Annotated in this window: 29 protein-coding genes; 24 read left to right on the forward strand and 5 right to left on the reverse strand. The window is 30.2% G+C overall.

What is annotated here, in order from left to right; genetic code table 11:
- Nucleotides 1–48: 48 nt before the first annotated feature.
- The 5 genes from H3Z83_RS08700 (at nt 49) to H3Z83_RS08720 (ending at nt 5,661) form a co-directional block, all read left to right on the forward strand.
- On the forward strand, nt 49–1,488 hold the full coding sequence (locus H3Z83_RS08700; protein WP_182125090.1) for a glyceraldehyde-3-phosphate dehydrogenase: 1,440 nt from the start codon (nt 49–51) through the stop codon (nt 1,486–1,488).
- Between the two features lie 97 nt (nt 1,489–1,585).
- Nucleotides 1,586–1,978, forward strand: coding sequence for a hypothetical protein (locus H3Z83_RS08705; RefSeq protein WP_182125091.1), 393 nt, complete (start codon nt 1,586–1,588; stop codon nt 1,976–1,978).
- 124 nt (nt 1,979–2,102) lie between these two features.
- Entirely contained in the window at nt 2,103–2,681 is a 579-nt protein-coding gene (locus H3Z83_RS08710) for a DinB family protein (RefSeq protein WP_182125092.1), read from the forward strand.
- Between the two features lie 21 nt (nt 2,682–2,702).
- The gene (ligA, locus tag H3Z83_RS08715; RefSeq protein WP_182125093.1) at nt 2,703–4,700 is read left to right on the forward strand and encodes an NAD-dependent DNA ligase LigA; all 1,998 of its coding nucleotides are present in this window, start codon (nt 2,703–2,705) and stop codon (nt 4,698–4,700) included.
- A gap of 307 nt (nt 4,701–5,007) precedes the next feature.
- Nucleotides 5,008–5,661, forward strand: a complete 654-nt coding sequence (locus H3Z83_RS08720; protein WP_182125094.1) for a lysoplasmalogenase — start codon at nt 5,008–5,010, stop codon at nt 5,659–5,661.
- A gap of 63 nt (nt 5,662–5,724) precedes the next feature.
- Here H3Z83_RS08720 and H3Z83_RS08725 read toward each other — a convergent pair whose 3' ends face one another.
- The gene (locus H3Z83_RS08725) at nt 5,725–6,114 is read right to left on the reverse strand and encodes a DoxX family membrane protein (RefSeq protein WP_182125095.1); all 390 of its coding nucleotides are present in this window, start codon (nt 6,112–6,114) and stop codon (nt 5,725–5,727) included.
- Nucleotides 6,115–6,188: 74 nt separating this feature from the next.
- Between H3Z83_RS08725 and H3Z83_RS08730 the strand changes: the two genes are divergently transcribed.
- The 12 genes from H3Z83_RS08730 to H3Z83_RS08785 all read left to right on the forward strand — a co-directional run bounded on the left by H3Z83_RS08730 (nt 6,189) and on the right by H3Z83_RS08785 (nt 17,021).
- Nucleotides 6,189–7,262, forward strand: coding sequence for an esterase-like activity of phytase family protein (locus H3Z83_RS08730; RefSeq protein ID WP_182125096.1), 1,074 nt, complete (start codon nt 6,189–6,191; stop codon nt 7,260–7,262).
- 29 nt (nt 7,263–7,291) lie between these two features.
- Nucleotides 7,292–7,804 (forward strand): DUF6913 domain-containing protein, encoded by a 513-nt coding sequence (locus H3Z83_RS08735; protein ID WP_182125097.1) that lies wholly within the window; start codon nt 7,292–7,294, stop codon nt 7,802–7,804.
- Nucleotides 7,804–8,679, forward strand: a complete 876-nt coding sequence (gene dapA, locus H3Z83_RS08740; protein WP_182125098.1) for a 4-hydroxy-tetrahydrodipicolinate synthase — start codon at nt 7,804–7,806, stop codon at nt 8,677–8,679. Before H3Z83_RS08735 ends, dapA begins: the two co-directional genes overlap by 1 nt.
- A 94-nt stretch (nt 8,680–8,773) precedes the next feature.
- Nucleotides 8,774–9,289, forward strand: coding sequence for a ferritin (locus H3Z83_RS08745; protein ID WP_182125099.1), 516 nt, complete (start codon nt 8,774–8,776; stop codon nt 9,287–9,289).
- A 122-nt stretch (nt 9,290–9,411) separates the two neighbouring features.
- Nucleotides 9,412–10,233, forward strand: a complete 822-nt coding sequence (locus H3Z83_RS08750; RefSeq protein ID WP_182125100.1) for an outer membrane protein assembly factor BamD — start codon at nt 9,412–9,414, stop codon at nt 10,231–10,233.
- A gap of 3 nt (nt 10,234–10,236) precedes the next feature.
- The gene (locus H3Z83_RS08755) at nt 10,237–10,557 is read left to right on the forward strand and encodes a DNA-directed RNA polymerase subunit omega (RefSeq protein ID WP_182125101.1); all 321 of its coding nucleotides are present in this window, start codon (nt 10,237–10,239) and stop codon (nt 10,555–10,557) included.
- Nucleotide 10,558: 1 nt separating this feature from the next.
- Nucleotides 10,559–11,770: a bifunctional phosphopantothenoylcysteine decarboxylase/phosphopantothenate--cysteine ligase CoaBC gene (gene coaBC, locus H3Z83_RS08760; protein WP_182125102.1), complete on the forward strand. Its 1,212-nt coding sequence runs from the start codon at nt 10,559–10,561 to the stop codon at nt 11,768–11,770.
- Nucleotides 11,763–12,653, forward strand: a complete 891-nt coding sequence (gene porD / locus H3Z83_RS08765; RefSeq protein ID WP_182125103.1) for a type IX secretion system protein PorD — start codon at nt 11,763–11,765, stop codon at nt 12,651–12,653. The genes coaBC and porD overlap by 8 nt, the downstream gene beginning before the upstream one ends.
- 70 nt (nt 12,654–12,723) lie before the next feature.
- The gene (gene recN / locus H3Z83_RS08770; protein ID WP_182125104.1) at nt 12,724–14,376 is read left to right on the forward strand and encodes a DNA repair protein RecN; all 1,653 of its coding nucleotides are present in this window, start codon (nt 12,724–12,726) and stop codon (nt 14,374–14,376) included.
- Between the two features lie 29 nt (nt 14,377–14,405).
- Nucleotides 14,406–15,218, forward strand: a complete 813-nt coding sequence (locus tag H3Z83_RS08775; protein WP_182125105.1) for an enoyl-ACP reductase FabI — start codon at nt 14,406–14,408, stop codon at nt 15,216–15,218.
- Nucleotides 15,219–15,288: 70 nt separating this feature from the next.
- On the forward strand, nt 15,289–16,068 hold the full coding sequence (locus tag H3Z83_RS08780) for a DUF3050 domain-containing protein (RefSeq protein WP_182125106.1): 780 nt from the start codon (nt 15,289–15,291) through the stop codon (nt 16,066–16,068).
- Complete coding sequence (locus H3Z83_RS08785) at nt 16,068–17,021, forward strand: glycosyltransferase (protein ID WP_182125107.1); 954 nt, start codon at nt 16,068–16,070, stop codon at nt 17,019–17,021. The genes H3Z83_RS08780 and H3Z83_RS08785 overlap by 1 nt, the downstream gene beginning before the upstream one ends.
- Nucleotides 17,022–17,053: 32 nt before the next feature.
- Here the strand turns inward: H3Z83_RS08785 and arsC are convergent, their stop codons facing one another.
- Both arsC and prfB read right to left on the reverse strand, forming a co-directional pair.
- The gene (gene arsC, locus H3Z83_RS08790) at nt 17,054–17,395 is read right to left on the reverse strand and encodes an arsenate reductase (glutaredoxin) (RefSeq protein ID WP_182125108.1); all 342 of its coding nucleotides are present in this window, start codon (nt 17,393–17,395) and stop codon (nt 17,054–17,056) included.
- Between the two features lie 32 nt (nt 17,396–17,427).
- Nucleotides 17,428–18,522, reverse strand: coding sequence for a peptide chain release factor 2 (prfB, locus tag H3Z83_RS08795; protein ID WP_182125109.1), 1,095 nt, complete (start codon nt 18,520–18,522; stop codon nt 17,428–17,430).
- A 34-nt stretch (nt 18,523–18,556) separates the two neighbouring features.
- On the opposite strand from prfB, the gene H3Z83_RS08800 reads away from it, so the two are divergent.
- On the forward strand, nt 18,557–19,576 hold the full coding sequence (locus tag H3Z83_RS08800; RefSeq protein WP_182125110.1) for a threonine aldolase family protein: 1,020 nt from the start codon (nt 18,557–18,559) through the stop codon (nt 19,574–19,576).
- A 40-nt stretch (nt 19,577–19,616) separates the two neighbouring features.
- On the opposite strand, the gene H3Z83_RS08805 is transcribed toward H3Z83_RS08800, so the two are convergent.
- Together H3Z83_RS08805 and H3Z83_RS08810 are read right to left on the reverse strand one after the other, a co-directional pair.
- Complete coding sequence (locus H3Z83_RS08805; protein WP_182125111.1) at nt 19,617–20,267, reverse strand: hypothetical protein; 651 nt, start codon at nt 20,265–20,267, stop codon at nt 19,617–19,619.
- A 3-nt stretch (nt 20,268–20,270) separates the two neighbouring features.
- Complete coding sequence (locus H3Z83_RS08810; protein WP_182125112.1) at nt 20,271–20,765, reverse strand: RNA polymerase sigma factor; 495 nt, start codon at nt 20,763–20,765, stop codon at nt 20,271–20,273.
- Between the two features lie 152 nt (nt 20,766–20,917).
- Between H3Z83_RS08810 and H3Z83_RS08815 the strand changes: the two genes are divergently transcribed.
- Genes H3Z83_RS08815 through H3Z83_RS08840 form a run of 6 tightly spaced genes read left to right on the forward strand, consistent with a single transcriptional unit; the run spans nt 20,918 to nt 23,991 of the window.
- Nucleotides 20,918–21,334 (forward strand): DUF2141 domain-containing protein, encoded by a 417-nt coding sequence (locus H3Z83_RS08815; RefSeq protein ID WP_182125113.1) that lies wholly within the window; start codon nt 20,918–20,920, stop codon nt 21,332–21,334.
- Between the two features lie 11 nt (nt 21,335–21,345).
- Complete coding sequence (locus H3Z83_RS08820) at nt 21,346–22,707, forward strand: 2TM domain-containing protein (protein ID WP_182125114.1); 1,362 nt, start codon at nt 21,346–21,348, stop codon at nt 22,705–22,707.
- A gap of 1 nt (nt 22,708) precedes the next feature.
- Entirely contained in the window at nt 22,709–23,047 is a 339-nt protein-coding gene (locus tag H3Z83_RS08825; protein WP_182125115.1) for a 2TM domain-containing protein, read from the forward strand.
- A gap of 9 nt (nt 23,048–23,056) precedes the next feature.
- Nucleotides 23,057–23,380 carry a 2TM domain-containing protein gene (locus tag H3Z83_RS08830; protein WP_246337510.1) on the forward strand — a complete coding sequence of 108 codons (324 nt, stop codon included), beginning with the start codon at nt 23,057–23,059 and terminating at the stop codon, nt 23,378–23,380.
- Nucleotides 23,367–23,678: a 2TM domain-containing protein gene (locus tag H3Z83_RS08835; RefSeq protein ID WP_182125117.1), complete on the forward strand. Its 312-nt coding sequence runs from the start codon at nt 23,367–23,369 to the stop codon at nt 23,676–23,678. The genes H3Z83_RS08830 and H3Z83_RS08835 overlap by 14 nt, the downstream gene beginning before the upstream one ends.
- Complete coding sequence (locus H3Z83_RS08840) at nt 23,665–23,991, forward strand: 2TM domain-containing protein (protein ID WP_182125118.1); 327 nt, start codon at nt 23,665–23,667, stop codon at nt 23,989–23,991. The genes H3Z83_RS08835 and H3Z83_RS08840 overlap by 14 nt, the downstream gene beginning before the upstream one ends.
- The last annotated feature ends 10 nt before the right edge of the window (nt 23,992–24,001 follow it).

The following is a 24,001-nucleotide window of genomic DNA, read 5'->3' on the forward strand; positions in this document are numbered from 1 at the left end:
ATAAGTATTTTTGCAGCAAATTTTAAAAATCTTAGTTAACACACAACTATGTCAACAATAACAAATTACGAAAAAGAAGTAGTAAATCAAGCGCAGGTTCGTAGAGCTACGGTTGAATTTATTAATATCGTTAACGATTTATGGTACGATAAATCAATAGAGTTAGTTTTATTTAGAAATCCATTAGTAGATAAAAGGGCTAGTGAAGTTTTAAATTTAATCGATTACGCTAAAGAATTTGTAGCGAAGCCAATCTCAATTAGCGACGCCTTAGAAATAGCAAAAGCAATACAATCTATCGATTTACCACCATCAAAACTTGATATTGGTAAATTAGCATATGAGTATCACTTACAAGATGATTCAGCGGATAAAGTAGCTTTTGTGAAGAATCAATTAAAAGATGCTACCCAAGCTGAAGATATTCAACCAAAAGATGTTGTTTTATATGGTTTCGGACGTATTGGCCGTTTGTTAGCTCGTGAGTTAATGACTAAAATGGGTAAAGGATCTCAACTACGTTTAAGAGCGGTTGTTACTCGTGGAGAAATTAATGAAGCTGTATTAGAAAAAAGAGCTTCTTTATTAAGCATCGATTCTGTTCATGGTGATTTTTTAGGGACAGTTCAAGTAGATGTAGATAATAATGCATTAATTATTAACGGTACTACTGTGTATATGATTTCTGCTGGTAAACCAGAAGATGTCGATTATACTGAATACGGAATTAACGATGCTTTAATTATAGATAATACTGGTGCTTTTAGAGATGATAAAGCTTTAGCAAGACACTTAGTTCCAAAAGGAGCAAGTAAAGTATTATTAACAGCACCTGGAGCAGGAGTACCAAATATAGTACACGGAGTAAATCACGTAGAAAACAATCCTGATAAGGTTGATATTTTTTCTGCTGCATCTTGTACTACAAATGCAATTACACCAGTGTTAAAGGTGTTAGAAGATAACTTCGGAATTAAAAAAGGGCACTTAGAAACAATCCATGCATATACTAATGATCAAAACTTAGTAGATAATATGCATAAGAAATATCGTAGAGGTAGAGCAGCGGCTTTAAATATGGTAATTACTGAAACTGGAGCAGGTAAAGCAGTAGCAAAGGCATTACCAGCATTAGAAGGTAAATTAACTTCGAGTGCTATTCGTGTACCAGTACCAAACGGATCGTTAGCAATCTTAAACTTACAGTTAAACTCAAATACAACTGTTGAAGCAGTAAACGCTATTATGAAGCAATACGCTTTAGAAGGTGATTTAGTAGAGCAAATTCAATATTCGTTAAGTAATGAGTTAGTATCTTCTGATATTGTTGGTACAACTGCACCATCAATTTTTGATAGTAAAGCAACAATTGCTGATGGAGATACAATCGTGATATATGTATGGTACGATAATGAGTATGGATATTCTCATCAAGTAATGCGTTTAGCAAAACACATTGCTAAAGTACGTCGTTATACGTATTATTAACATAGTATAATAAATTATATAAAAAGAACCGAAACATTTTGCTGTTTCGGTTTTTTTATTTATTATTGAAACGTATTTAACCCCTAACCCCCTAATTATGAAAAAAGTACTCACACTTTTTGTGAAAGTATTTTCTATTTTCACATTCCTTTTAGCTTCAACTTTAACGTATTCTCAAGAAATTAACGAATTAGATTTTTTAACATCTGGTAAATGGCAATTAGAGTCAGTTCAGATAGGTGAAGAAGTTCAAGATTTTTCAAAAGATAATAGCTGGATGTCTTTTCAGACTGATGGTCAATATCAAATTGTAATGAGTAACAATGAAAAGAAAGGTGTTTGGAAATTCGATGAAGATAAAAAAGCAATTAAAATTGAAGGAGACGAAAGTTTAGCTAAAGGTTTAAAAATTGAATTATTAAACAATAAAGAACTTTTATTCTCAGCAACCGAAGGAGATATTGTGTATACAATGAAATTAAAGAAATAATATTCCTTTATATTATATAACGAAAACCCGAAGCTTACGCTTCGGGTTTTTTGTTTGTAAACTTGTTTTAATAACAAAAAAAATCTAGGAATCTTTTTCTTAATTTAGCAATTAAACTTTGGTCATGAAATCGGTTATTACATTATTTATTATTTTAATTTCTACAACAACTATGAACGCACAAGAGCTACCTTATTACGAGATTCCTAAAGAAGGAAAAGATTTTACAGCAGGTACTGTTGTTAGCAGAATGGTTGATGGATTAGGTTTTCGTTATTATTGGGCAACAGAAGGGTTAAATGAGGAAGATTTAAAGTTTAAGCCAAGCGATGAAGCAAGAAGCATGTTTGATACTTTAGATCATATTTTAGTACTGTCAATAATGACATTAAGCGCGGTTGAAGGAACAGATATGGATTTTCCGGAAGAAGGAGCATTAACCTTTGCAGAAATGAGAAAACTAACATTAGAGAATTTTAAAAAGACAAGTGATATTTTAAAATCTGCAGATGATTTATCAAAGTTTGTGATGAAAATAAAGAGAAGAAATGGAAAAGTTGAAGAATATCCTTTTTGGAATCAATTAAACGGACCAATAGCAGATGCTATTTGGCATGTTGGTCAAGTTGTTTCTTTTCGTCGCTCAGCAGGAAATCCATTACCAAAAGGACCAAGCTTTTTAACTGGTACAGTAAGGCAATAATAATTTTTAGTTAGCTATTTAATGACAATAGAGCAAAAAATAGAATCGCTTCGCGATGAATTACGTCAACACAATCATAATTATTATGTTTTAGATAATGCAACCATATCTGATTATGATTTTGATATAAAGCTTAAAGAATTAGAGAAGTTAGAAGCAGAAAATCCTCAGTTTTTTGATGCAAACTCACCAACACAAAGAGTGGGAGGTGAAATTACTAAGAACTTCGAAACGATTACTCATAAAAACAGAATGTATTCTTTAGATAACTCATATTCTAAAGAAGATTTATTGGATTGGGAAAAGCGTATTCAAAAAATGTTGGGTACCGATCAAATAGAATACACTTGTGAATTAAAATACGACGGAGCTTCAATTAATCTAACCTATGAAAACGGACAATTTGTAAAAGCGGTTACTCGTGGAGATGGATTTCAAGGAGATAATGTTACTACAAACATCAAAACTATTTTGTCTCTTCCTTTAATTCCAAACGGAGACTTCGTTTCTAATTTTGAAATGCGCGGAGAAATTATTTTACCATTGGATGGATTTAATAAAATGAATGAAGAGCGTGTTGCTAATGATGAAGAACCTTACCGTAATCCACGTAATACAGCAAGTGGTAGCTTAAAATTACAAGACAGTGCTGAGGTTGCGAAACGTCCTTTAGATTGTTTACTGTATCAAGTTGTAACTTCAGAAAGAAAATACAAAACGCATTTTGAGAGTTTAGAAAATGCTCGTAAAGTAGGATTCAAAGTTCCGAAAACAATTACGCTAGCAAAATCAATAGATGAGGTTTTTGAATTTGTAAATAATTGGGATAGTAAGCGTCATGATTTACCTTACGAAACTGATGGAGTTGTAATCAAAGTTAATAATCTACAGCAACAAGAGGAGTTAGGTTATACGGCAAAAGCACCACGTTGGGCAATAGCCTACAAGTTTAAAGCAGAACAAGTTTCTACTGTTTTAAATGAAATTACATATCAAGTTGGACGAACAGGAGCGATAACGCCAGTGGCAAATTTAGAACCTGTGCAATTGGCGGGAACTATTGTAAAACGAGCATCACTTCATAATGCTGATCAAATAGAAAAACTTGATATTCGTGTAAATGACACTGTTTTTGTAGAAAAAGGAGGGGAGATTATTCCGAAGATTATTGCAGTTGATTTATCTAAAAGACCAGAAAATTCTGCACCAACAAAATATGCTACAAATTGCCCTGAATGCAACACAGAATTAATAAGAACTGATGGTGATGCAAAACATTATTGTCCAAATGAATTTGGTTGCGCACCACAAATAACAGGTCGTATCCAACATTTTATTTCTAGAAAAGCAATGGATATTGATGGCCTAGGTGGTGAAACTGTTGATTTATTACGTAAGGAAGGATTGATTCAGAATTATGCTGATTTGTACGATTTAAAAGTAGAGCAGATTATTCCGTTAGAAAGAATGGCAGAAAAGTCAGCACAGAATATGGTTGCAGGTATTGAGAAATCAAAAGAAATTCCGTTTGAGAAAGTGCTATTTGCTTTAGGAATCCGATTTGTAGGAGAAACCGTAGCGAAGAAGTTAGCAAAGCACTTTAAATCTATCGATAATTTAATGGCTGCTAATTTTGAAACGTTAATTGAGGTTGATGAAATTGGTGATAGAATTGCACAGAGTATTATAGACTTCTCGAATGATTTAGGAAACATTCAGTTGATAGATAGATTAAAATCTTATGGAGTTCAGTTAGAAGTTTCGGCAGAAAGTTTAGAAGGACAAACAGATAAACTTACAGGGAAAATATTTGTAGTTTCTGGAGTGTTTCATCAAATGAGTAGAAATGAGTTGAAGAAAGCTATCGAAGATAATGGAGGAAAGGTGAGCTCATCCATCTCAAAAAAAACTACTTATATCGTTGCTGGAGATAATATGGGACCAAGTAAGCTAGAAAAAGCTCATAAATTAGAAATTTCAATTATTTCTGAGCAAGATTTTATTGATATGATAAACTAAAAAAGAGTCTGATGATAGAGAAAAATATGAGAAATGAATACTTAGTATTTATAAAAGCTGTCAGTTCTTTATTTGTAATGGGTCTGTCTTTTTTTGTATTTAAACTATTTGGATTTTATTTAATCATTTTAAATTTATTTTTAGGTTTAATTTCTTTATATCTAGCAGCAAGTAGCTTAAAGAGCATATATGTTGATAAATACTTAGATTATAAAAAGAAACGAATGACTTTAATCTTTTCTTTATTGACTATTTTAATCTTTATGTTTTTTTTAATAAAAACAATTTTAATAATTAATTCTTAAGCATGACTAAACAAACTAAAATAGCCTTAGCATCAATATTATTTCTAATAGTAGCTATAGCTGATGTATATGCAGTATTTACACAAAATAAGAGTATAGAAATAATTTTTAAGCCTTCATTAATGACAACCTTGGCAATTGTATACTTGGTTTCAGTTAAAAAGCCTAATTTTTGGCTAGTATCGGCCTTGTTTTTTTCTTTTTGGGGAGATGTTTTCTTGTTAGATAAAGTAAATTATTTTGTATTTGGGTTAGCATCATTTTTAATAGCGCATATTATGTATATAAAAATGACATCGAAATATGTACAAAAACGGACTTACTTAAAGTTACTGAAGTCGGCAGTTCCTTTTGTTGTGTTATTTGTGGGGCTCTTAAGCATAATTTATAATAACTTGGGAGAGATGTTATTACCAGTAATAGTTTACGGTGTGGCAATTTCAATTTTTGGTGCTTTTGCATTGTTGAATTATTCAGAAGAAAAATCAACGGCAAATACTTGGTTATTGTTAGGAGCAATTTTATTTATAGCATCCGACAGTTTAATAGCGTTGAATAATTTTTACACACCAAAACGGTTGTTTGATATTGCTATTATAATTTTATATATAGTATCTCAATATTTAATAGTAAAAGCGGTTATAGCAAAAGAATAAAAAAAGCGGATTTTAGAAAGTTTCTAAATTCCGCTTTTTGTCAACAAATTCAATGTTTACGGTTTATATTTTGTTTCCTATTAAAGGAATATCTTTTCTGTTTATAAATAATAAAATAGCTCCAGAAATTAATACTAACACAGCTGCATAAAATAAAGTTCCACCATCTCCATTGTGTTCAATTCCTAACTTTGTTAAGTGTCCCATAACTGCACCACTCATTAATCCAACAGTTAAACCAGCACCTAACCAAGTTTTTTTAGGGATAAATAATAATATCGAAGCAATTAACTCTAAAACACCAGTTCCAACTCTTAAGTAAGCCTCATTCTCTCCTGCTAATTTGGTAAACAAATTAATACTTTCTTGCGCTCCAGTAAATTTAAAAAATAAAGTTTGTAGCATTATAACTGCTGCAATTAGTTTTAAAATTAATGGGAAATATTTTTTCATTATTATAGGTTTGCTCAATTAGACGCAGCTTTTTTTAATTCTTACATCTATTTAAAAAGAATACTTTTGTAAGTATGAAAAAAATATATGTAATATTCCTAATCGTTTTAATTAGCTGTAAGAAAGAAACTGTAAAACTGAACTTTATAAATGAATTTACAGTAAAGGATTCTTTAATGCTTGATAATACTATTATAGGAGGAATTTCTGGAATAGATTACCATAATAACGATTATTATATGGTGATAGATGACGCTTGGAATCCAAGAGTTTTAATGGGGGATATTCTTATTAAAAGCGATTCTATTAAATCTGTTGCATTTAAAAAAGTGATTAGGCTGAATGATACATTAACTCAGTTTTATAATGATAATGCATTAGATTTAGAATCGATTTTTGTTAAGGGGGATAAAATTAGTTTAGTAAGTGAAGGGTCTATAAGAAGAGGTAAGAACCCTACCGTTTTTGAAATAGATATAAACGGAACGTTTCAGAAAGAAATAGAAACTCCAAATTATTTTAAAGCCAATTCAATTGCAAAGCCAAAACACAATGCTGCATTTGAAAGTTCATCGAAAAGCATTGATGACAAAGGTTTTTGGGTGGCTATGGAAGCTCCATTAGGAGCTGATGGAGAAGAACCAACATTTCATGAAACAGAATCACCAGTAAGGATTACTTATTTTGATGATAAAACAAATAAAGCCTCAAAGCAGTTTGCTTATCAGTTAGAAAAAATTGATAAACCAGCAAAAGGGAAAGTAAATTTAAACGGAGTTACAGCAATACTTCAATATACTGAAAGAGACTTCTTTGTTATTGAAAGGATTTATCAAAGTGGTTATGGTAGTTATGGTAATGTTGTAAGGATTTTTAAAGCTTCAATCGAAGAAAAGTCAACAAATACATTAAATATTCAGTCTTTAAAAGAAGAAGAATATGTGCCTTTAAAAAAAGAGCTGTTATTTGATTTTAGTGCAATTCAAGAAAAGCTAACCGATAAAATTATTGATAATATTGAAGGAATAACTTTTGGTCCAAAATTATCTAACGGAAATCAATCTTTAATCTTAGTTTCTGATGATAATTTCCAGGCATATGGTAAACAGTTAAATCAATTTATTTTATTAGAAATTATTGATAAATAACGTATTTTTAGCATCCGTAATTTTTTACAATGATATCCAAACTTAAGCAAAAATCAATTCAAAAAGCATATTCGAAATTAATAGTTAAAAAAGTTACTAAAAAGCCAACAAATAATAAAGTTAAAAGAGTGGCTGTGTTATTAGATAACGAAACTTTAATTAATGTAGTAATTTCAAATCTTACGAATAAGTTACCTTTTAAAAAAGAACAAATAACGGTTTATACATTTAGAGAGTATTCAAAAAAACAAGAAGAATCATCTGAGTTTTTTTCAGATAATGATTTTGGGTTTAAAGCAAGTTTAAAATCAGACAATCTTAAAAACTTCGTTAAAAATGATTTTGATTTACTAATTAACTATACGAAGTCAGCTAACTTATTTACAAATATGGTAACTTTGTTATCGCAAGCTGAATTAAAGGTTGGCTTTGCTGAAATTGATGATCGCTTGTTTGATATTGTAGTGTCTGACGCTACTTTTAATGAAGCGGTATTAAATCAAGAAATTAAAAAGTATTTAACCATATTAAATAAAATATAATGCAAAAATTTGTTGGTACAGGTGTGGCGTTAGTTACTCCTTTTAACGAAGATTTAAGTGTAGATTTTAATGCGCTTAGAAAGTTAGTGAATTATAATATTGATAACGGAATAAATTATTTAGTTATCAACGGAACAACAGGTGAAAGCGGAACTATTACAAAAGAAGAAAAAGAAGAAATTATTAAGGTAATTGTTGATGAGAACAAAGGAAGATTACCTTTAGTTTTAGGAGTAGGAGGAAACAATACTCAAACTGTAGTAAATGAATTACAATCGTTAGATTTATCGAATATCGATGGAATCTTATCAGTGGCACCTTATTATAGTAAACCAACTCAAGAAGGGTTTTATCAACACTTTAAAGCTGTTTCTTTAGCGAGCCCTAAGCCGGTTATTTTATACAATGTACCAGGAAGAACTTCTAAAAATATGGAGCCTGCAACAACTTTACGTTTAGCTAGAGATTTTGAAAATGTAGTGGCAGTTAAAGAAGCAGGTAATAATCAACAACAATATTTAGAGTTATTAAAAGATAAGCCAGAAGGTTTTTTAATAATCTCTGGAGATGATGATCTAGCTTTAGGAGTTGCATTAGCAGGAGGATCAGGAGTGATCTCGGTAATTGGGCAAGGGTTACCAAAGGAATTTTCTAAACTGATTCAGTTAGGGTTAGAAGGAAAAAATAAAGAAGCTTATGAAATTCATTACAAGTTAATGGATATTGTTGATTATATTTTTGAAGAAAATAACCCAGCAGGAATTAAGTCAGTATTAAAAAAACAAGGAATTTGTTCAGATAAAGTGCGCTTACCTTTAGTTGAGGCGACTGATGAATTACAAAACAAAATATCAGACTTTATAGACAATATGTAATTTGTCTAAATAAAAAAATATTAGAACAAAGGCTACAGTTACTTAATTGTAGTCTTTTTTTAGCATCTTTGTATAAGAAAAATAGAATAAGAATATGTTATCAAAAAAAATAGAAAAAGCTTTAAACGAGCAAATAAAAATAGAAGCAGAATCGTCTCAAGTATATTTATCAATGGCTTGTTGGGCAGAAATTCAAGGTTTTGAAGGTGTAGCTCAGTTTATGTACGCACATTCTGATGAAGAGCGTATGCACATGCTTAAGTTAGTAAAGTTTGTTAATGAAAGAGGAGGACATGCGAAAGTATCAGAATTAGCTGCGCCACCAATTGAGTTTGGATCGTTTAAAGACATGTTTCAAACTTTATTTGATCATGAGGTTTTTGTGTCAAAATCAATTAACGATTTAGTGCATATTACTTTAGAAGAAAGAGATTATGCAACTCATAACTTTTTACAATGGTATGTTTCAGAGCAAATTGAAGAAGAAGCATTGGCTAGAAACATCTTAGATAAAATTAACTTAATTGGTGATGATAAAGGAGGTTTATATTTATTTGATAATGATGTAAAGCAAATTGTAGCACAAGGAGTTGCAGATACACCGCAGTAAGATTAACAAACATTTAGTAATACTTTGGATTTTTTATAACAGATTTAATGCTTTCTTGCAATGCGTTTTATAGCGTAAAAAAAATCTTTTATTAATCCATATTTAATCATTAATTTTGCAAGATGCAAAAAATTAAAAATTTAGCGTATTTAGTAGCAATGCTATTGGTTTTATCTTCATGCGGAGAGTATCAAAAAGTATTGAATAAAGGAAGTGTTGAAGAGCAATACAAAATGGCTGTGAAAATGTACGAAGCACAAAAGTACAGTAAGGCTTTACGTTTGTTCGAAAAAATTACACCTTCGTACAGAGGAAAACCACAAATGGAACGTATCCAATACATGGTTTCTCAATCAAATTTTAATGAGAAAAACTATAGTTTAGCTGGTTACTACTTTGATAGATTTACAGGGAATTATCCTAAAAGTTCTAAAAGAGAAGAAGCAGCATTTTTATCAGCTTTAAGTTATTACAAAGCAGCACCAAGCTTTAGTTTAGATCCAACAGATACAGAAAAAGCATTAGCATCTTTTCAAAAATTTATCGATAGATACCCAGATTCTGATAAATTAGGAGAAGCAAATAAGTATTATGCTGAGTTAAGAGCTAAATTAGAAAAGAAAGCATTCGAGATAGCAAAAACATATTACAGAACAGCAGATTACGATACAAGAAATTATAGAGCTGCAATTGTAGCTTTTGATAATTTATTATCAGATTATTTAGGAACTAAGTATAAAGAAGAAGCTTTATATTATCGTTTAAAAGCTGCGCACGATTTTGTGATGAAAAGTACACAGCGTAGAAAAGCTGAAAGAATTAAAGCTGCGATAAAGGCGTATGATAAATTAAAAAGAAGTTTTCCTGAATCTAAATTCATGAAACATTCTAACGAGATGTTAGCAGCATTAAACAAAGAACAAGAACAATTAGTTAAAAGTTAAAAAATGGATTATAAAGAAACGAAAGCAGCATTAAGTACTATTACTTATAACAAAGAAGCTATCGAAGCTCCAACAGATAATATCTATGAAGCTATTTCAATCATAGCTAAAAGAGCTAATCAAATTAATTCTGATTTAAAAAAGGAGTTAGTAGATAAGTTAGATGAATTTGCTACTTACAATGATAGTTTAGAAGAGGTTTTTGAAAACAAAGAGCAAATTGAAGTTTCTAAATTTTACGAACGTTTACCTAAGCCTCACGCTATTGCAGTAGATGAGTGGTTAAACGATAAAGTATATCACAGAACTCCAGACGCAGAATAATATGTCTGTATTAAGCGGTAAAAAAGTATTACTTGGCGTTACCGCAGGTATTGCCGCATACAAAACAGCGAGTTTAGTTCGCTTAATTATAAAATCGGGCGCAGAAGTTAAAGTAATAATGACTCCTGCGTCTAAAGATTTTATAACTCCACTTACACTTTCAACCTTATCAAAAAATCCAGTTCATTCTACTTTTTACGAAAAAGAAGATGAAAATGAGCTATGGAACAATCACGTTGATTTAGGTCTTTGGGCAGATTTGTTTATAGTTGCTCCAGCTACAGCAAATACCTTATCTAAAATGACCAATGGTACTTGCGATAATTTATTATTAGCAACTTACTTGTCAGCTAAATGCCCTGTGTATTTTGCGCCAGCAATGGACTTAGATATGTATATCCATCCCTCAACAAAAGCGAGTTTAAATAGTTTACAAGAGTTCGGGAATATTATGATTCCTGCTGCTTCTGGTGAGCTAGCGAGCGGATTAGTTGGTGAAGGTCGAATGGCTGAACCAGAAGATATTGTATCTTTTATCGAAAAAGATATTGTATCTAAATTACCACTTCGTGGAAAGAAGTTATTATTAACTGCTGGACCTACTTATGAAGCAATAGATCCTGTTCGTTTTATAGGAAATCATTCTTCGGGAAAAATGGGATTTGAAATAGCGAAAACAGCAGCTAATTTAGGTGCTGAGGTTTTTTTAGTTACAGGTCCGTCTCATCAAAAAGTAAATCATTCTTTTATTCATAGAATAGATGTAAAATCTGCTGAAGAGATGTACGAAGCATGTCATAAATACTACGCAGATGTTGATATAGCAATTTTATCGGCAGCAGTGGCAGATTATCGTCCAAAAAATATCGCAACTCAAAAAATAAAAAAGAAAGAATCAGCGTTAAGTATTGAGTTGGAGCCAACGAAAGATATTTTAAAGTCTTTAGGAGAGATTAAGAAGAATCAATTATTAGTTGGTTTTGCATTAGAAACGAATAATGAAGTTGAAAATGCAAAAAGTAAAATAGCACGTAAAAACTTAGATTTAATTGTATTAAATTCGTTACAAGATAAAGGTGCTGGTTTTGCAACCGACACGAATAAGGTTACTCTTATCGATGCAGATTTTAATCAGAAGTCGTTTGAGTTAAAATCTAAGACAGCAGTATCGAAAGATATAATTAACGAAATAATACACAGATTAGATGCGTAAATTTTTCTTTTTAGTTTTTATTTTATCATCAGTTTTTGCAGTACAATCACAAGAATTGAATGCATTAATTACAATTAATGCAGATAAAGTTCAAAGTAGTAATAAACAAGTTTATGAAACATTACAAAAATCATTAACTGAGTTTATCAACGAAAAACAATGGACTAATAAAAACTTTAAAGAGCAAGAGCGTATTAACTGTGCTTTTACAATTATTATTAACGAACAAAACGGTAATAATTTTAGTGGAAGCTTACAAATACAATCTACACGTCCTGTATACAACTCAACGTATGCAAGTCCAATATTAAATTTAAACGACACAAATTTTAACTTTCGTTATAATGAGTTTGACCCGTTAATATTTAATCCAACTACTTACGATTCTAACCTAATATCTACCATTGCATTTTATGTGTATGTAATTTTAGGTGTTGATGCTGATACCTTTGCTTTAAATGGAGGAACAGCTTATTTAAAACAAGCTGAAAATGCAATGTTGCAAGCACAATCTAACGGTGAAACAGGTTGGCAAAATGCAGTTGGAAAGCAAAATCGTTTCGCATTGATTGATAATTTATTGTCATCGAAATTTAGTGGATTAAGAAGTATTTACTACAATTATCATAGAAAAGGATTTGATAATTTTACAGACAATAAAAAAACAGCAAAAGAAATTGTTGAACAAAATGTGATAGCTCTTGAAAAACTGCATAATATTACCATTGGTAATTATATGATTCGCGTTTTTTTAGATGCTAAAGGAGACGAGATTGTAAATGTTTTTGCTGATGAAAGACCAACAAATAATCAACAAAAAATGATTGATGTCTTAGAAAGCATTGCACCTACTTATAAAGATAAGTGGAAAAAAATTCAATAAATATCCTTTATTTTTAAAGTGATTTAATTCACTCAAAATTCTTACTTTTATTCTTTTCAAAGAATAGAATTTGCTTACACATCTATCCATACATAATTACGCGTTAATCAATCAGTTATCGATTGATTTCACAAAAGGTTTATCTATAATAACTGGTGAAACTGGGGCAGGAAAATCCATTTTACTAGGCGCATTAGGCTTAGTAATGGGAAATCGTGCTGATTTATCATCATTAAAAAACACTGATAAAAAATGTATTATTGAAGCTCAGTTTGCTGTTGATGGATATGCGCTTCAGTCTTTATTTGAAAAATTAGATATTGATTATGAAGCAGAAACTATTATAAGAAGAGAGATATTGCCTTCAGGTAAATCTAGAGCGTTTGTAAATGATACTCCAGTAAATTTATCGGTATTAACAGCATTAAAAAGTAAGCTGATAGATATTCATTCTCAGCATCAAACAATGCAATTGTCTGATGTTGCTTTTCAATTTTCGGTTATAGATGCTTTAGCAAAAAATAAAGCGAAGATAGATTCTTACAAAAGAGGATTAAAAAAATACAATTCGTTAGTTAGAGAGCTGAAAATTTTACAAGAAGAAACAGAGAAATCTAACGAGCAATACGAATACAATTTACATTTGTTTAATGAGTTTGAAGAAGCAAAATTAGAGGATGGAGAGCAAGAGAAGTTAGAAGAAAAGCTAGATAAGCTTAATAATATAGAGGATATAAAGTTGAATTTATCAGAAGCTTTACAAATTTCGATTAATGATGAAATTGGGCTTCAAAACTTATTACATTCTTTAGAGAATAATTTACAAAAGATAAGTTCGTATGCGAAGAATTACGAAGAGCTTTCTAATAGAATTTCTAGCATAAAAATTGAACTTGATGATATCGTTTCAGAATTAGAAAATGCCAATGAAGAGGTGGATTTTAATCCAAATGAAATTGAAGAACTGAATGATAGATTACAATTAATTTATAATCTTCAAAAGAAACATTCTGTCGATTCAATTAAAGAGTTATTGGTAATTCATGAATCTTTATCAGAAAAAGTAGCACAAGTAGAAGGTGCGGGTGATTTAATTGAAGTAAAAAATGCAGAGATCAAACAAGTAGCAATAAAATTAGATGAAGTTGCTGCTATGATTACAAAATCAAGAAATAAAGCAATACCTAAACTTCAGAAAGAATTAGAGTATTTGTTATCTGAATTAGGAATGCCAAATGCTCGTTTTTCAATAGAGTTAAATCCTTCTGAAAATTATTTAACTAATGGAAAAGACAATTTATTATTTTTATTTTCAGCAAATAAAGGTGGTAATTTTGGAGAATTAAAAAAGGTAGCCTCTGGAGGAGAACTTTCTAGAATAATGTTATCAATCAAAAAGATTTTATCAGAAAATATCCAATTGCCAACAATTATTTTTGATGAAATTGATACAGGAGTTTCTGGAGAAGTATCTAATAAAATAGCGAAGATAATGCAGGATATGGGGATGAATATGCAAGTAATAACGATTACGCATTTACCACAAATAGCATCGAAAGGCACACAACATTACAAAGTATATAAAGGAGAAGAAGAAGGAGTGACAACTTCTAACTTAAAACAACTTTCTAATGAAGAACGTATCGTTGAAATTGCAGAAATGTTAAGCGGAAAAGAAATCTCAGAAAGTGCATTAACACATGCAAAAGAATTATTGAATTAAAATTACAGAATAAACAAACACTAAATACTATGTATAATTTATTAAAAGGTAAAAAAGGAATTATTTTCGGAGCTTTAGATGAAAACTCTATTGCATGGAAAGTTGCTGAACGTGCTCATGAAGAAGGGGCAGAGTTCGTATTAACTAATGCGCCTATTGCAATGCGTATGGGGCAAATTAAAGAATTAGCAGCAAAAACAAATTCAGAAATTATACCAGCTGATGCTACTTCTATGGACGATATCACAAATTTAGTTGAAAAGTCTATGGAGATTTTAGGAGGTAAAATTGATTTCGTTTTACATTCAATTGGTATGTCTGTAAACGTACGTAAAGGGCGTCATTATACAGATTCTAAATATGATTTTACCACTAAAGGATGGGATGTTTCGGCAGTATCTTTTCATAAAGTAATGAATGTTTTATATAACAAACAAGCAATGAACGAGTGGGGGAGTATTGTAGCCTTAACTTATATGGCTGCACAACGTGTTTTTCCTGATTATAATGATATGGCTGATAATAAAGCGTATTTAGAATCGATTGCTCGTAGTTTTGGTTATTTCTTTGGACGCGATCATAAAGTACGTGTAAATACCATTTCTCAATCTCCAACACCAACAACTGCTGGTCAAGGAGTAAAAGGTTTTGATGGATTTATTTCGTATGCAGAAAAAATGTCTCCACTAGGAAATGCATCAGCATTAGAATGTGCAGATTATACGATTTCATTATTCTCAGACTTAACAAAGAAAGTAACCTTGCAAAACTTATTTCATGATGGAGGATTCTCTAATATGGGAGTAAGTACAGCTGTGATGGATAAGTTTACTGAAGAGTAATTTTATCAACATAAAAATATAAATAAAATGCAAATCGTTAGATTTGCATTTTTTATTGATAGAGAGTAAAATGAGTAACATTTCACATATTGAAAAGGAGTTAGAACCTTTAAGAGAAAAATTAAAAAATCACGTTTTATATAACTCATTAAAAGATATTGATGATGTAAAAGTGTTTATGGAATCTCATGTTTTTGCGGTTTGGGACTTTATGTCGTTATTAAAAGCATTACAGCAATCATTAACTTGTACAACATTACCATGGCTTCCTGTTGCAAATCCGCAAACAGCTAGGTTTATTAACGAAATTGTTTTAGGAGAAGAAACAGATGTAAATGAATTAGGAGAACCTAAAAGTCATTTTGAAATGTATATTGATGCGATGAAACAAGCAAAATCGAGTACAGCAGAAATATCAAACTTTATATACAATCTTATTGAAACTAATTCAGTAGAAGAAGCTTTAAATAAGAGTTCAATTTCTGAAGAAACAAAAGATTTTGTGCTGTTTACATTAGATGTAATTCGTACAGAAGAGCCACATATTATTGCAGCAAGTTTCACATTTGGTAGAGAAGATGTAATTCCGGATATGTTTTTAGAAATAGTTAAAAATACTGAAGATAAAGAAGGAGGTGCCTATAATAAATTAACGTATTACCTTAATAGGCACATTGAATTGGATGGTGATGAACACGGACCTTTATCATTAAAAATGATAGAGGAGTTATGTGGTGACGATGAGCAAAAATGGAATGATGTATTATATTACGCTAAAGAATCATTACAAAAAAGAATCAATCTTTGGAATGGAATTACTGAACAAATAAATTCTAGTATTTTAGTATAATGAATTTAAAGTTTTCAATAATAGTTCCAGTTTATAATCGCCCTCAAGAAATTGAGGAATTGTTGGAGAGTCTTACAGAACAAGATTTTAAACAAGATTTCGAGGTGCTTATTATTGAAGACGGTTCACAAGATTCTTCAGAGAAGATTATAGAGAAATACCAATTAAATTTAGATTTAAAATATTTTTATAAAGAAAATACTGGAGCAGGAGCAAGCCGTAACTATGGAATGCAACGCGCTTCAGGAAACTATTTTATCATTTTAGATTCAGATGTAATTGTTCCATCTCAATATTTATCTGAAGTAAACGAAGCTTTACAAGAAAAATTTACAGATGCTTTTGGCGGACCTGATGCAGCTCACAAAAGTTTTACTTCGTTACAAAAAGCAATTAATTATTCGATGACTTCAGTGTTAACCACAGGAGGAATTAGAGGTAAGAAGAAAGGAGTAGGGAGGTTTCAACCTCGTAGTTTTAATTTAGGTTTATCGAAGAAAGCTTTTGAAACTACTCAGGGTTTTTCTCAAATGAAAATAGGAGAAGATATCGATTTAACTTTTCGTTTATGGGAAAATGGATTTGAAACACAGTTAATAGAAAAAGCTTTTGTTTATCATAAGCGTAGAAGTACTATAAAGCAATTTTTTAAACAAACTTTTTCATTTGGAACAGCAAGGCCAATATTAAATAAAAAGTATCCAGAGACAGCTAAAATCACTTATTGGTTTCCTAGTTTGTTTATTATAGGTATTGATATTTCTATTATAGCAATATTTTTCGGCTACTGGCAATTCATAGCTTTTTATGGATGCTATTTCTTATTTATTTTTTTAGACTCTTTAATTCAAAATACAAACTTTAAAGTAGCTTTTTTAAGTATAGTAACTACGTTAACCCAATTTTATGGCTATGGATTAGGTTTTTTAGAATCGAAATTTCTAAAAAAATAAAAGCCCTCAATTTCTTGAGAGCTTTTATGATGTTATATGATTTCTAGAATAGTTTCAGGAGGTCTTCCTATAACAGCTTTATCACCGTTAATTACTATTGGGCGTTCAATAAGTTTTGGGTTTTCTACCATTGCAGTAATAACTTCTGCTTCTGATAATTCTTTTCCTTTAAATTCTTCTTTCCAAATTTTTTCATTTTTACGAACTAATTGAATTGGAGAAATGTTTAGTAAAGAGACAATTTCTTTTAATTCTGATTCAGAAGGAATATTTTCTAAATACTTTACAATTTCAAAATTTTTTCCAGATTCTTCTAAAATTTGAACCCCACAGCGAGATTTAGAACATCTATTATTGTGATATATTTTTATCATTTTAGTATAGTTTATTTTTTTTCAATAAGAACTTAATTATCTTTTTGTCCGTTTAACATTAAATAAGCTTTTAAGAAAGGATTGATGTTTCCATCCATAACTGCATCAACATTTCCTGTTTCATGAGCAGTACGAACATCTTTTACCAATTTATAGGGATGCATTACATAATTACGAATTTGGCTTCCCCATTCGTTTTTCATTTTATTAGCTTCGATATCTGCACGAGCAGCCATTCGCTTTTGTAACTCAATTTCATATAATTGAGATTTTAACATTTGCATTGCAGTTGCTCTATTATCGTGTTGTGAACGTGAGTTGGAACATTGAATTTGAATTCCAGTAGGCTTATGATGTAGTTGAACTTTAGTTTCAACTTTATTTACATTTTGCCCACCAGCTCCACTCGAACGAGCAGTGGTAATTTCAATATCCGCAGGATTTACTTCAATCTCTATAGAATCATCAGCAACAGGGTATACATAAACCGAAGCAAAACTTGTGTGTCGTTTTGCATTAGAATCAAATGGAGAAATACGTACTAATCGATGCACTCCGTTTTCACCTTTTAACCAACCAAAAGCATAATCACCATCTACTTCAAAAGTAACTGTTTTTATACCTGCGGAATCACCTGCTTGATAGTTTAAGGTCTTTAATTTGAATCCCTGTTTTTCTCCCCACATGGTATACATTCGGAATAACATTTCTGCCCAATCGCAACTCTCTGTTCCTCCTGCACCTGCTGTTATTTGTATGGTTGCGCTTAAACTATCACCTTCTTCAGATAGCATATTTTTAAATTCAATATCCTCTAAAAGAGCACTGGTTTTTTCAAATTGCTCAATTACTTCAGATTCTTCAGCGCCATCTTCTTTATAAAAATCATATAGAATAGTTAAATCTTCGTTCATAGAAACAATGGTATTGTAATCTTCTACCCATTTTTTCTTAAAACGAAGCGATTTCATTAAAATCTCAGCTTCTTTTGGATTGTTCCAAAAGTTTGGGTCGGCAGTTTTTTCTTCTTCATTATTTATTTCAATTAACTTCTTGTCAATGTCTAAATAACCTTTTAACTTGCCAATTCGTTCAGCAATATTTTTAAGCTGGTCGTGTGTAATCATACAGCAAAAATACATTTTAAAATCGTAGTTAAAAATGGAAATAAACTTAATAAGCGATACAGTAACAAAACCTACTAAAGGGATGTTGGAGGCAATGATGAAAGCAGAAGTTGGAGACGATGTTTTTGGAGCAGATCCAACTGTGAATTTATTGCAAGAAAGAGTAGCCAAAATGTTTGGAATGGAAGCTGCATTATTTTTTCCTTCAGGTACAATGGCGAATCAAGTAGCTATTAAAATTCATACACAACCAGGTGATAAAATGTTTTGTGATAAATGGGCACATGTTTATAATTATGAAGGCGGAGGAGCAGCTTTTAATTCTGGGGTAACATCACATTTAATTGATGGAGATAGAGGAATGTTCACCGCAGATCAATTAGCAAAAGCGGTTATGGGTAGAGCTGACATTCATGTTCCATATAATCGATTAGTTTGTATAGAAAACACAACAAATAAAGGAGGAGGAGCTTGTTGGGATTTTGAAGAACTTAAGAGAATTCAGAAAATTTCGAAAGATAATAATTTAGCATTTCATTTAGATGGAGCAAGATTATTTAATGCGCTGGTAGCGAAGAATGAAACTCCACAACAATACGGAGAGTTGTTTGATACTATTTCTATTTGTTTATCTAAAGGGCTAGGAGCTCCAGTAGGGTCTATTTTAATAGGAACTAAAGAACATATAGAAAAGGCATTGAGAGTTCGTAAATTATTTGGAGGAGGAATGCGACAAGCAGGGTTTTTAGCAGCAGCAGCGATTTATGCATTAGATAATCAAGTTGAACGTTTAGCTGATGATCATAAAAAGGCAAAAGAAATAGGACAAGTGTTAGAAAACTGCTCTTATGTTAAAAAAGTAGAGCCTATAGAAACAAACATCATTATTTTTTATGTAAATGATGATATAGATCCAATGGATTTTATTAAAAAGATGGAAGCTAAGGGTATTTTATTAATTTCTATGGGAGACGGTAAAATACGTATTGTAACTCATTTAGATTTTACTGATGAGATGCATCAAAAATTATTAGAAGAATTAAAGTTGTTTTAAAACTAAAAAGAGAGCGTAAATTTACGCTCTCTTTTTAATTTTAATTAAGCTCTTCTAGCTTAGCTAATTCTTTATAGTTACTGTTTAGTTTACGTAATAATATTCCGTAGATAACTTTATAGAATAGCCAAAGAATCAATACCATAAAACTTAATAAAACAACCATAGCAATAATTAAAGAAGTTAAAAGTTGATCTTTGTTGTCTGGGGTGCTTATTCCTTGATTATGATAATATTCTATCAATAAATCTAAGTCAGAAAAAATTAAACACATCACAAAAACATTAGCAAGAACCATATATGCTAAATTAAAATACACGTAGTATTTTACAGTTTTTCTTGTTTTTAGAATTTTGTGAATTAATGTCTTGGTAGAGTCTGATACTGAAATTGATTTATAATTCTGATAAAAGAAGTATAAGAAAATAGCAATAACAAAATAATGTATATATACACTTATTTTTACAATACTATTTAAATGTAATTGTTTGTATACCTCAGTATATGATTCACCAACAAAGAATATATTAATTCCTGCCCAAAATGCTAATTCTAATATTCCAATAATAAAAATCCATTTTACGATTGATGATGATTTTGAATGCGCCATCTTATAGATATCTACCTTAGAAACCTTATTAGTTTCTTCAGGTTGATTATCCCAAGCTTTTTTATATTTATCTAAATCCATATGTTATGGGTTTAATACTTTTTTTAATTTATCTTTTGCTCTGTTCATTTTAACACGAGCATTTACTTCACTAATACCTAAAGTTGCTGAAATCTCTTTGTAAGGCTTATCTTCTAGGTATAAAAAAATCAAAGCTTTATCAATATCATTTAGTTTGCGAATGGCATTGTATAATGCTTTTAATTGCAATTCTTCGGTTTCATCATAATCTTCAGCCTTAATTTTAAAAGAATAGTCGGTAATGTCTTGAGTCTTTACAGTTCTTGTAGATTTTCTATATAATGAGATTGCTGTATTTAATGCAACTCTATACATCCAAGTACTAAACTTTGCATCACCTCTAAACTTACTATAGTTTTTCCATAGTTGAATTGTGATCTCTTGAAACAAATCGTTATGTGCATCTTGATTGGTAGTATAAATTCTACATACCTTATGCACAATGTTTTGATTAGCTTCGAAATCGGATAAAAATTTATTTTCTAGTTCCTTTTCCACTAAGTTTTTTTAGTTGATATGTTATAAGTAGCTCAAAAATACAAATTGTTACAGTTCATCCTAAAAAAAATACAGTTCGGTTGTTTTTAGTTTTAAAACCTTTAATTCAAGTAGATATTTGTACTGTGTTTAACCAATAAAACTTTAAAAGGATGAAATTTTTAATAACAATTTTAATGTTGAGTTTATTTTTTATATCAGAAAAATTAATAGCTCAAAATAGAACAATAACAGCAATCGTTGTAAATGCAACATCTGATGCAGGAAAAGTAAGTTATGCTTTGTACAATAAAGAAAACTTTAGAATGCAACCAATCCAAGCAAAATCATCAACAATTAAAGAAGGAAAAAGTGAAGTGGTTTTTGAAAATGTTTCAATTGGTGAATATGCAGTTATTTGTTTTCATGATAAAAACAATAATGATAAAATGGATTTTCAACCAAACGGAATGCCAATGGAAGATTATGGGGTTTCAACAAATAATATGAATCGTTTTGGGCCTCCGATGTATGATCAAATTAAATTCTTAGTTACTGATAAAGATGTATCTTTAGAAATCAAATTTTAGTAGTAAATAGAATGAAATCACCAGTAGAAAGCACTTTTAAGAGTTTAAAAAAAGATATTTTAATTTGTTTAAAATTAACGATCATTTTTGGAATATTCTTTACAATCATAAATCAACAATTTACTTTAAAAGGAGCAGGTTTAGTATTTTTAATATCTGCAATGTATTCTTTTACTTTAGGATTAGGTAACGGAATGATTAACGATTATCTAAACACAAAATGGGATTGGGTTGAAGAAACAAATCAGAGAGTTTGGGCTGGTGTAATTTCAACAATAGTTTATACAGTTATAGCAGTTTTAGCTATTCATTATGTACAGTATATAATTTTGTTTGGTAACGACCCTTCTGTTTTTTTTACAAGAAATTTGGTTTTTGCTCATTTATTAGGAATAATTATATCGTTAGGTATTGCAGCTTTTTTTCATGCAAAAGGTTTTATGATGAATTGGAAAGCTTCTGTTAAGCAAGAAACAACTCAACATGAAATAGTAGCTAAGACGGAAACAGCAAAATTTGAAACTTTAAAAAGTCAAATAGATCCACATTTTTTATTTAATAGTTTAAATGTGTTGACTTCTTTGATTGGTGAAAATCCATCACTAGCAGAAAAGTTTACCACTAAATTATCTAAGATTTATAGATACGTTTTAGAGCAAAGAAATAAAGAACTAATTCCGTTAGAAGAAGAGTTGAAGTTTGCAAGGACGTATATGGAGTTATTGCAAATGCGATTTGAAGATGCGGTGAAGTTTAATATCCCAGTTGAGGTTAGTAATTCGGATTTAAAAATAGTGCCACTGTCACTTCAATTATTGTTAGAAAATGCAGTAAAGCATAATGTAGTTTCGTCAACAAAACCATTAGAGATAAATATTTTTGAAGAAGACGGTTTTTTGCAAATACAAAACAACATTAATCCAAAAGAAACAATAGGTAAGAGTACTAAGGTAGGATTAAGAAATATAGCAGATCGTTATGGCTTAATTACTAATAGAAATGTTGAAATAACAAACAATAACAAAACATTTACAGTGAGTTTACCACTGTTAACAAAAACAAATAATATGTCGTTTAATACAGATAATTTAGAAAACAGCAAATATGTTAAGGCTGTAGAAAGAGTCGAGAAATTAAAAGAATTCTATCAAAACTTAGTAGCTTACTGTATGGTGATACCATTTTTAATATTTATAAACCTAAAGTTTTCGCCACAATTCCATTGGTTTTGGTTCCCAATATTTGGATGGGGAATTGGTTTAGTATTTCATTATTTAGAAACAAATAACTATAATTTATTTTTAGGTAAAAACTGGGAAGAAAAGAAAATAAAACAGATGATGGAAGAAGATAATAAAAAAGGATATAATTAAAATGAAAAGAATAGATAATTCAGAAAACAATTACTCAGAAGAGCATAGGTATTTGCTAGCTAAAAAACGCGTTGAAAAAATAAAAGGTTTTTATTGGCATTTAGCTTCTTATATAATTGTAAACATATTTATAAGTTGTGTTATTGTTTATGGATTGATGAGTGAGGACGGAGATAGTTTTAATGAAGCAATAACTAATTTTGGAGTTTATGCTACCTGGGTATTTTGGGGTATTGGTTTATTTTTTCATTGGGTTGGCGCCTTTGGTACAAATGTCTTTTTCGGTAAAGATTGGGAAGATCGAAAGATTAAGGAATACATGAATAATGATAGGTTTTAAATTATGGAATTGGATAATAATTTAGAAGAACAAAAATTTATTCGAGCTAAAAAGAAAGTAGAGACTTTAAAAAGTTTTTATACGCATTTTGCAGTTTATTTAGTAGTTAACACGATACTATCTACAAGTAAAGTCATCCGTAATATGAATAATGGAGAAACTTTTCAAGAAGCATTTTTCGATTTAAACACTTTGGCTTTATGGTTTTTATGGGGAGTTCCAATGTTATTACATGCTTTTAAAGCTTTTGGTTTTAATTTCTTTATGGGATCGGATTGGGAAAAAAGAAAAATTCAAGAATATTTAAATGAAGGAAAAAATGAAAGAAGCTAAATATCTCGAAATAAAGAAGAGAATAAAAAAGCAACGTAACTTTTATAATCATTTACAAGTGTTTGTAATTATAATGTTGATTTTATTGCTATTTTCTAACATCATATTTGATTTTTTTGAGAGTCATCTTCACAATCCAAAAACTATAAAGTGGGCAAGAGCAAATATTTGGGTAAATGCCCTAATCTGGTTTGTGGTAATTGTAATACAAGGCATATATGCTTTTAAGTATAAAATTCCTTTTATTGATAATTGGGAGCAAAAGAAAATTAAAGAATTTATGAATGAAAATGAATAATACGATGGAATCAAAAAGTAATTCAGATAAATATATAAAAGCAAAAAAACGAGTCGAAGATATTAAGAAGTTTTACAAACATTTAACTTTTTATATTATTTTCAATGTTATTTTAATCGGCTATAGAATTTATAAGGATATTAAACATGGAGATTCTTTTGTTGAAGCTTTTTCTGATACAAGTAATTATAAAATCTTTTTTTGGTGGGGTATTGCTTTATTAATACATGGCTTTAATGTGTTAGGAAAAGATAAACTTTTTAGTAAAAATTGGGAAGAGCGTAAGATTAAAGAATACATGGACGAAAACTAATAGAGTTATA

This window comes from Tenacibaculum pelagium, from assembly GCF_014062345.1.
Classification (GTDB): Bacteria; Bacteroidota; Bacteroidia; order Flavobacteriales; family Flavobacteriaceae; genus Polaribacter; species Polaribacter pelagius.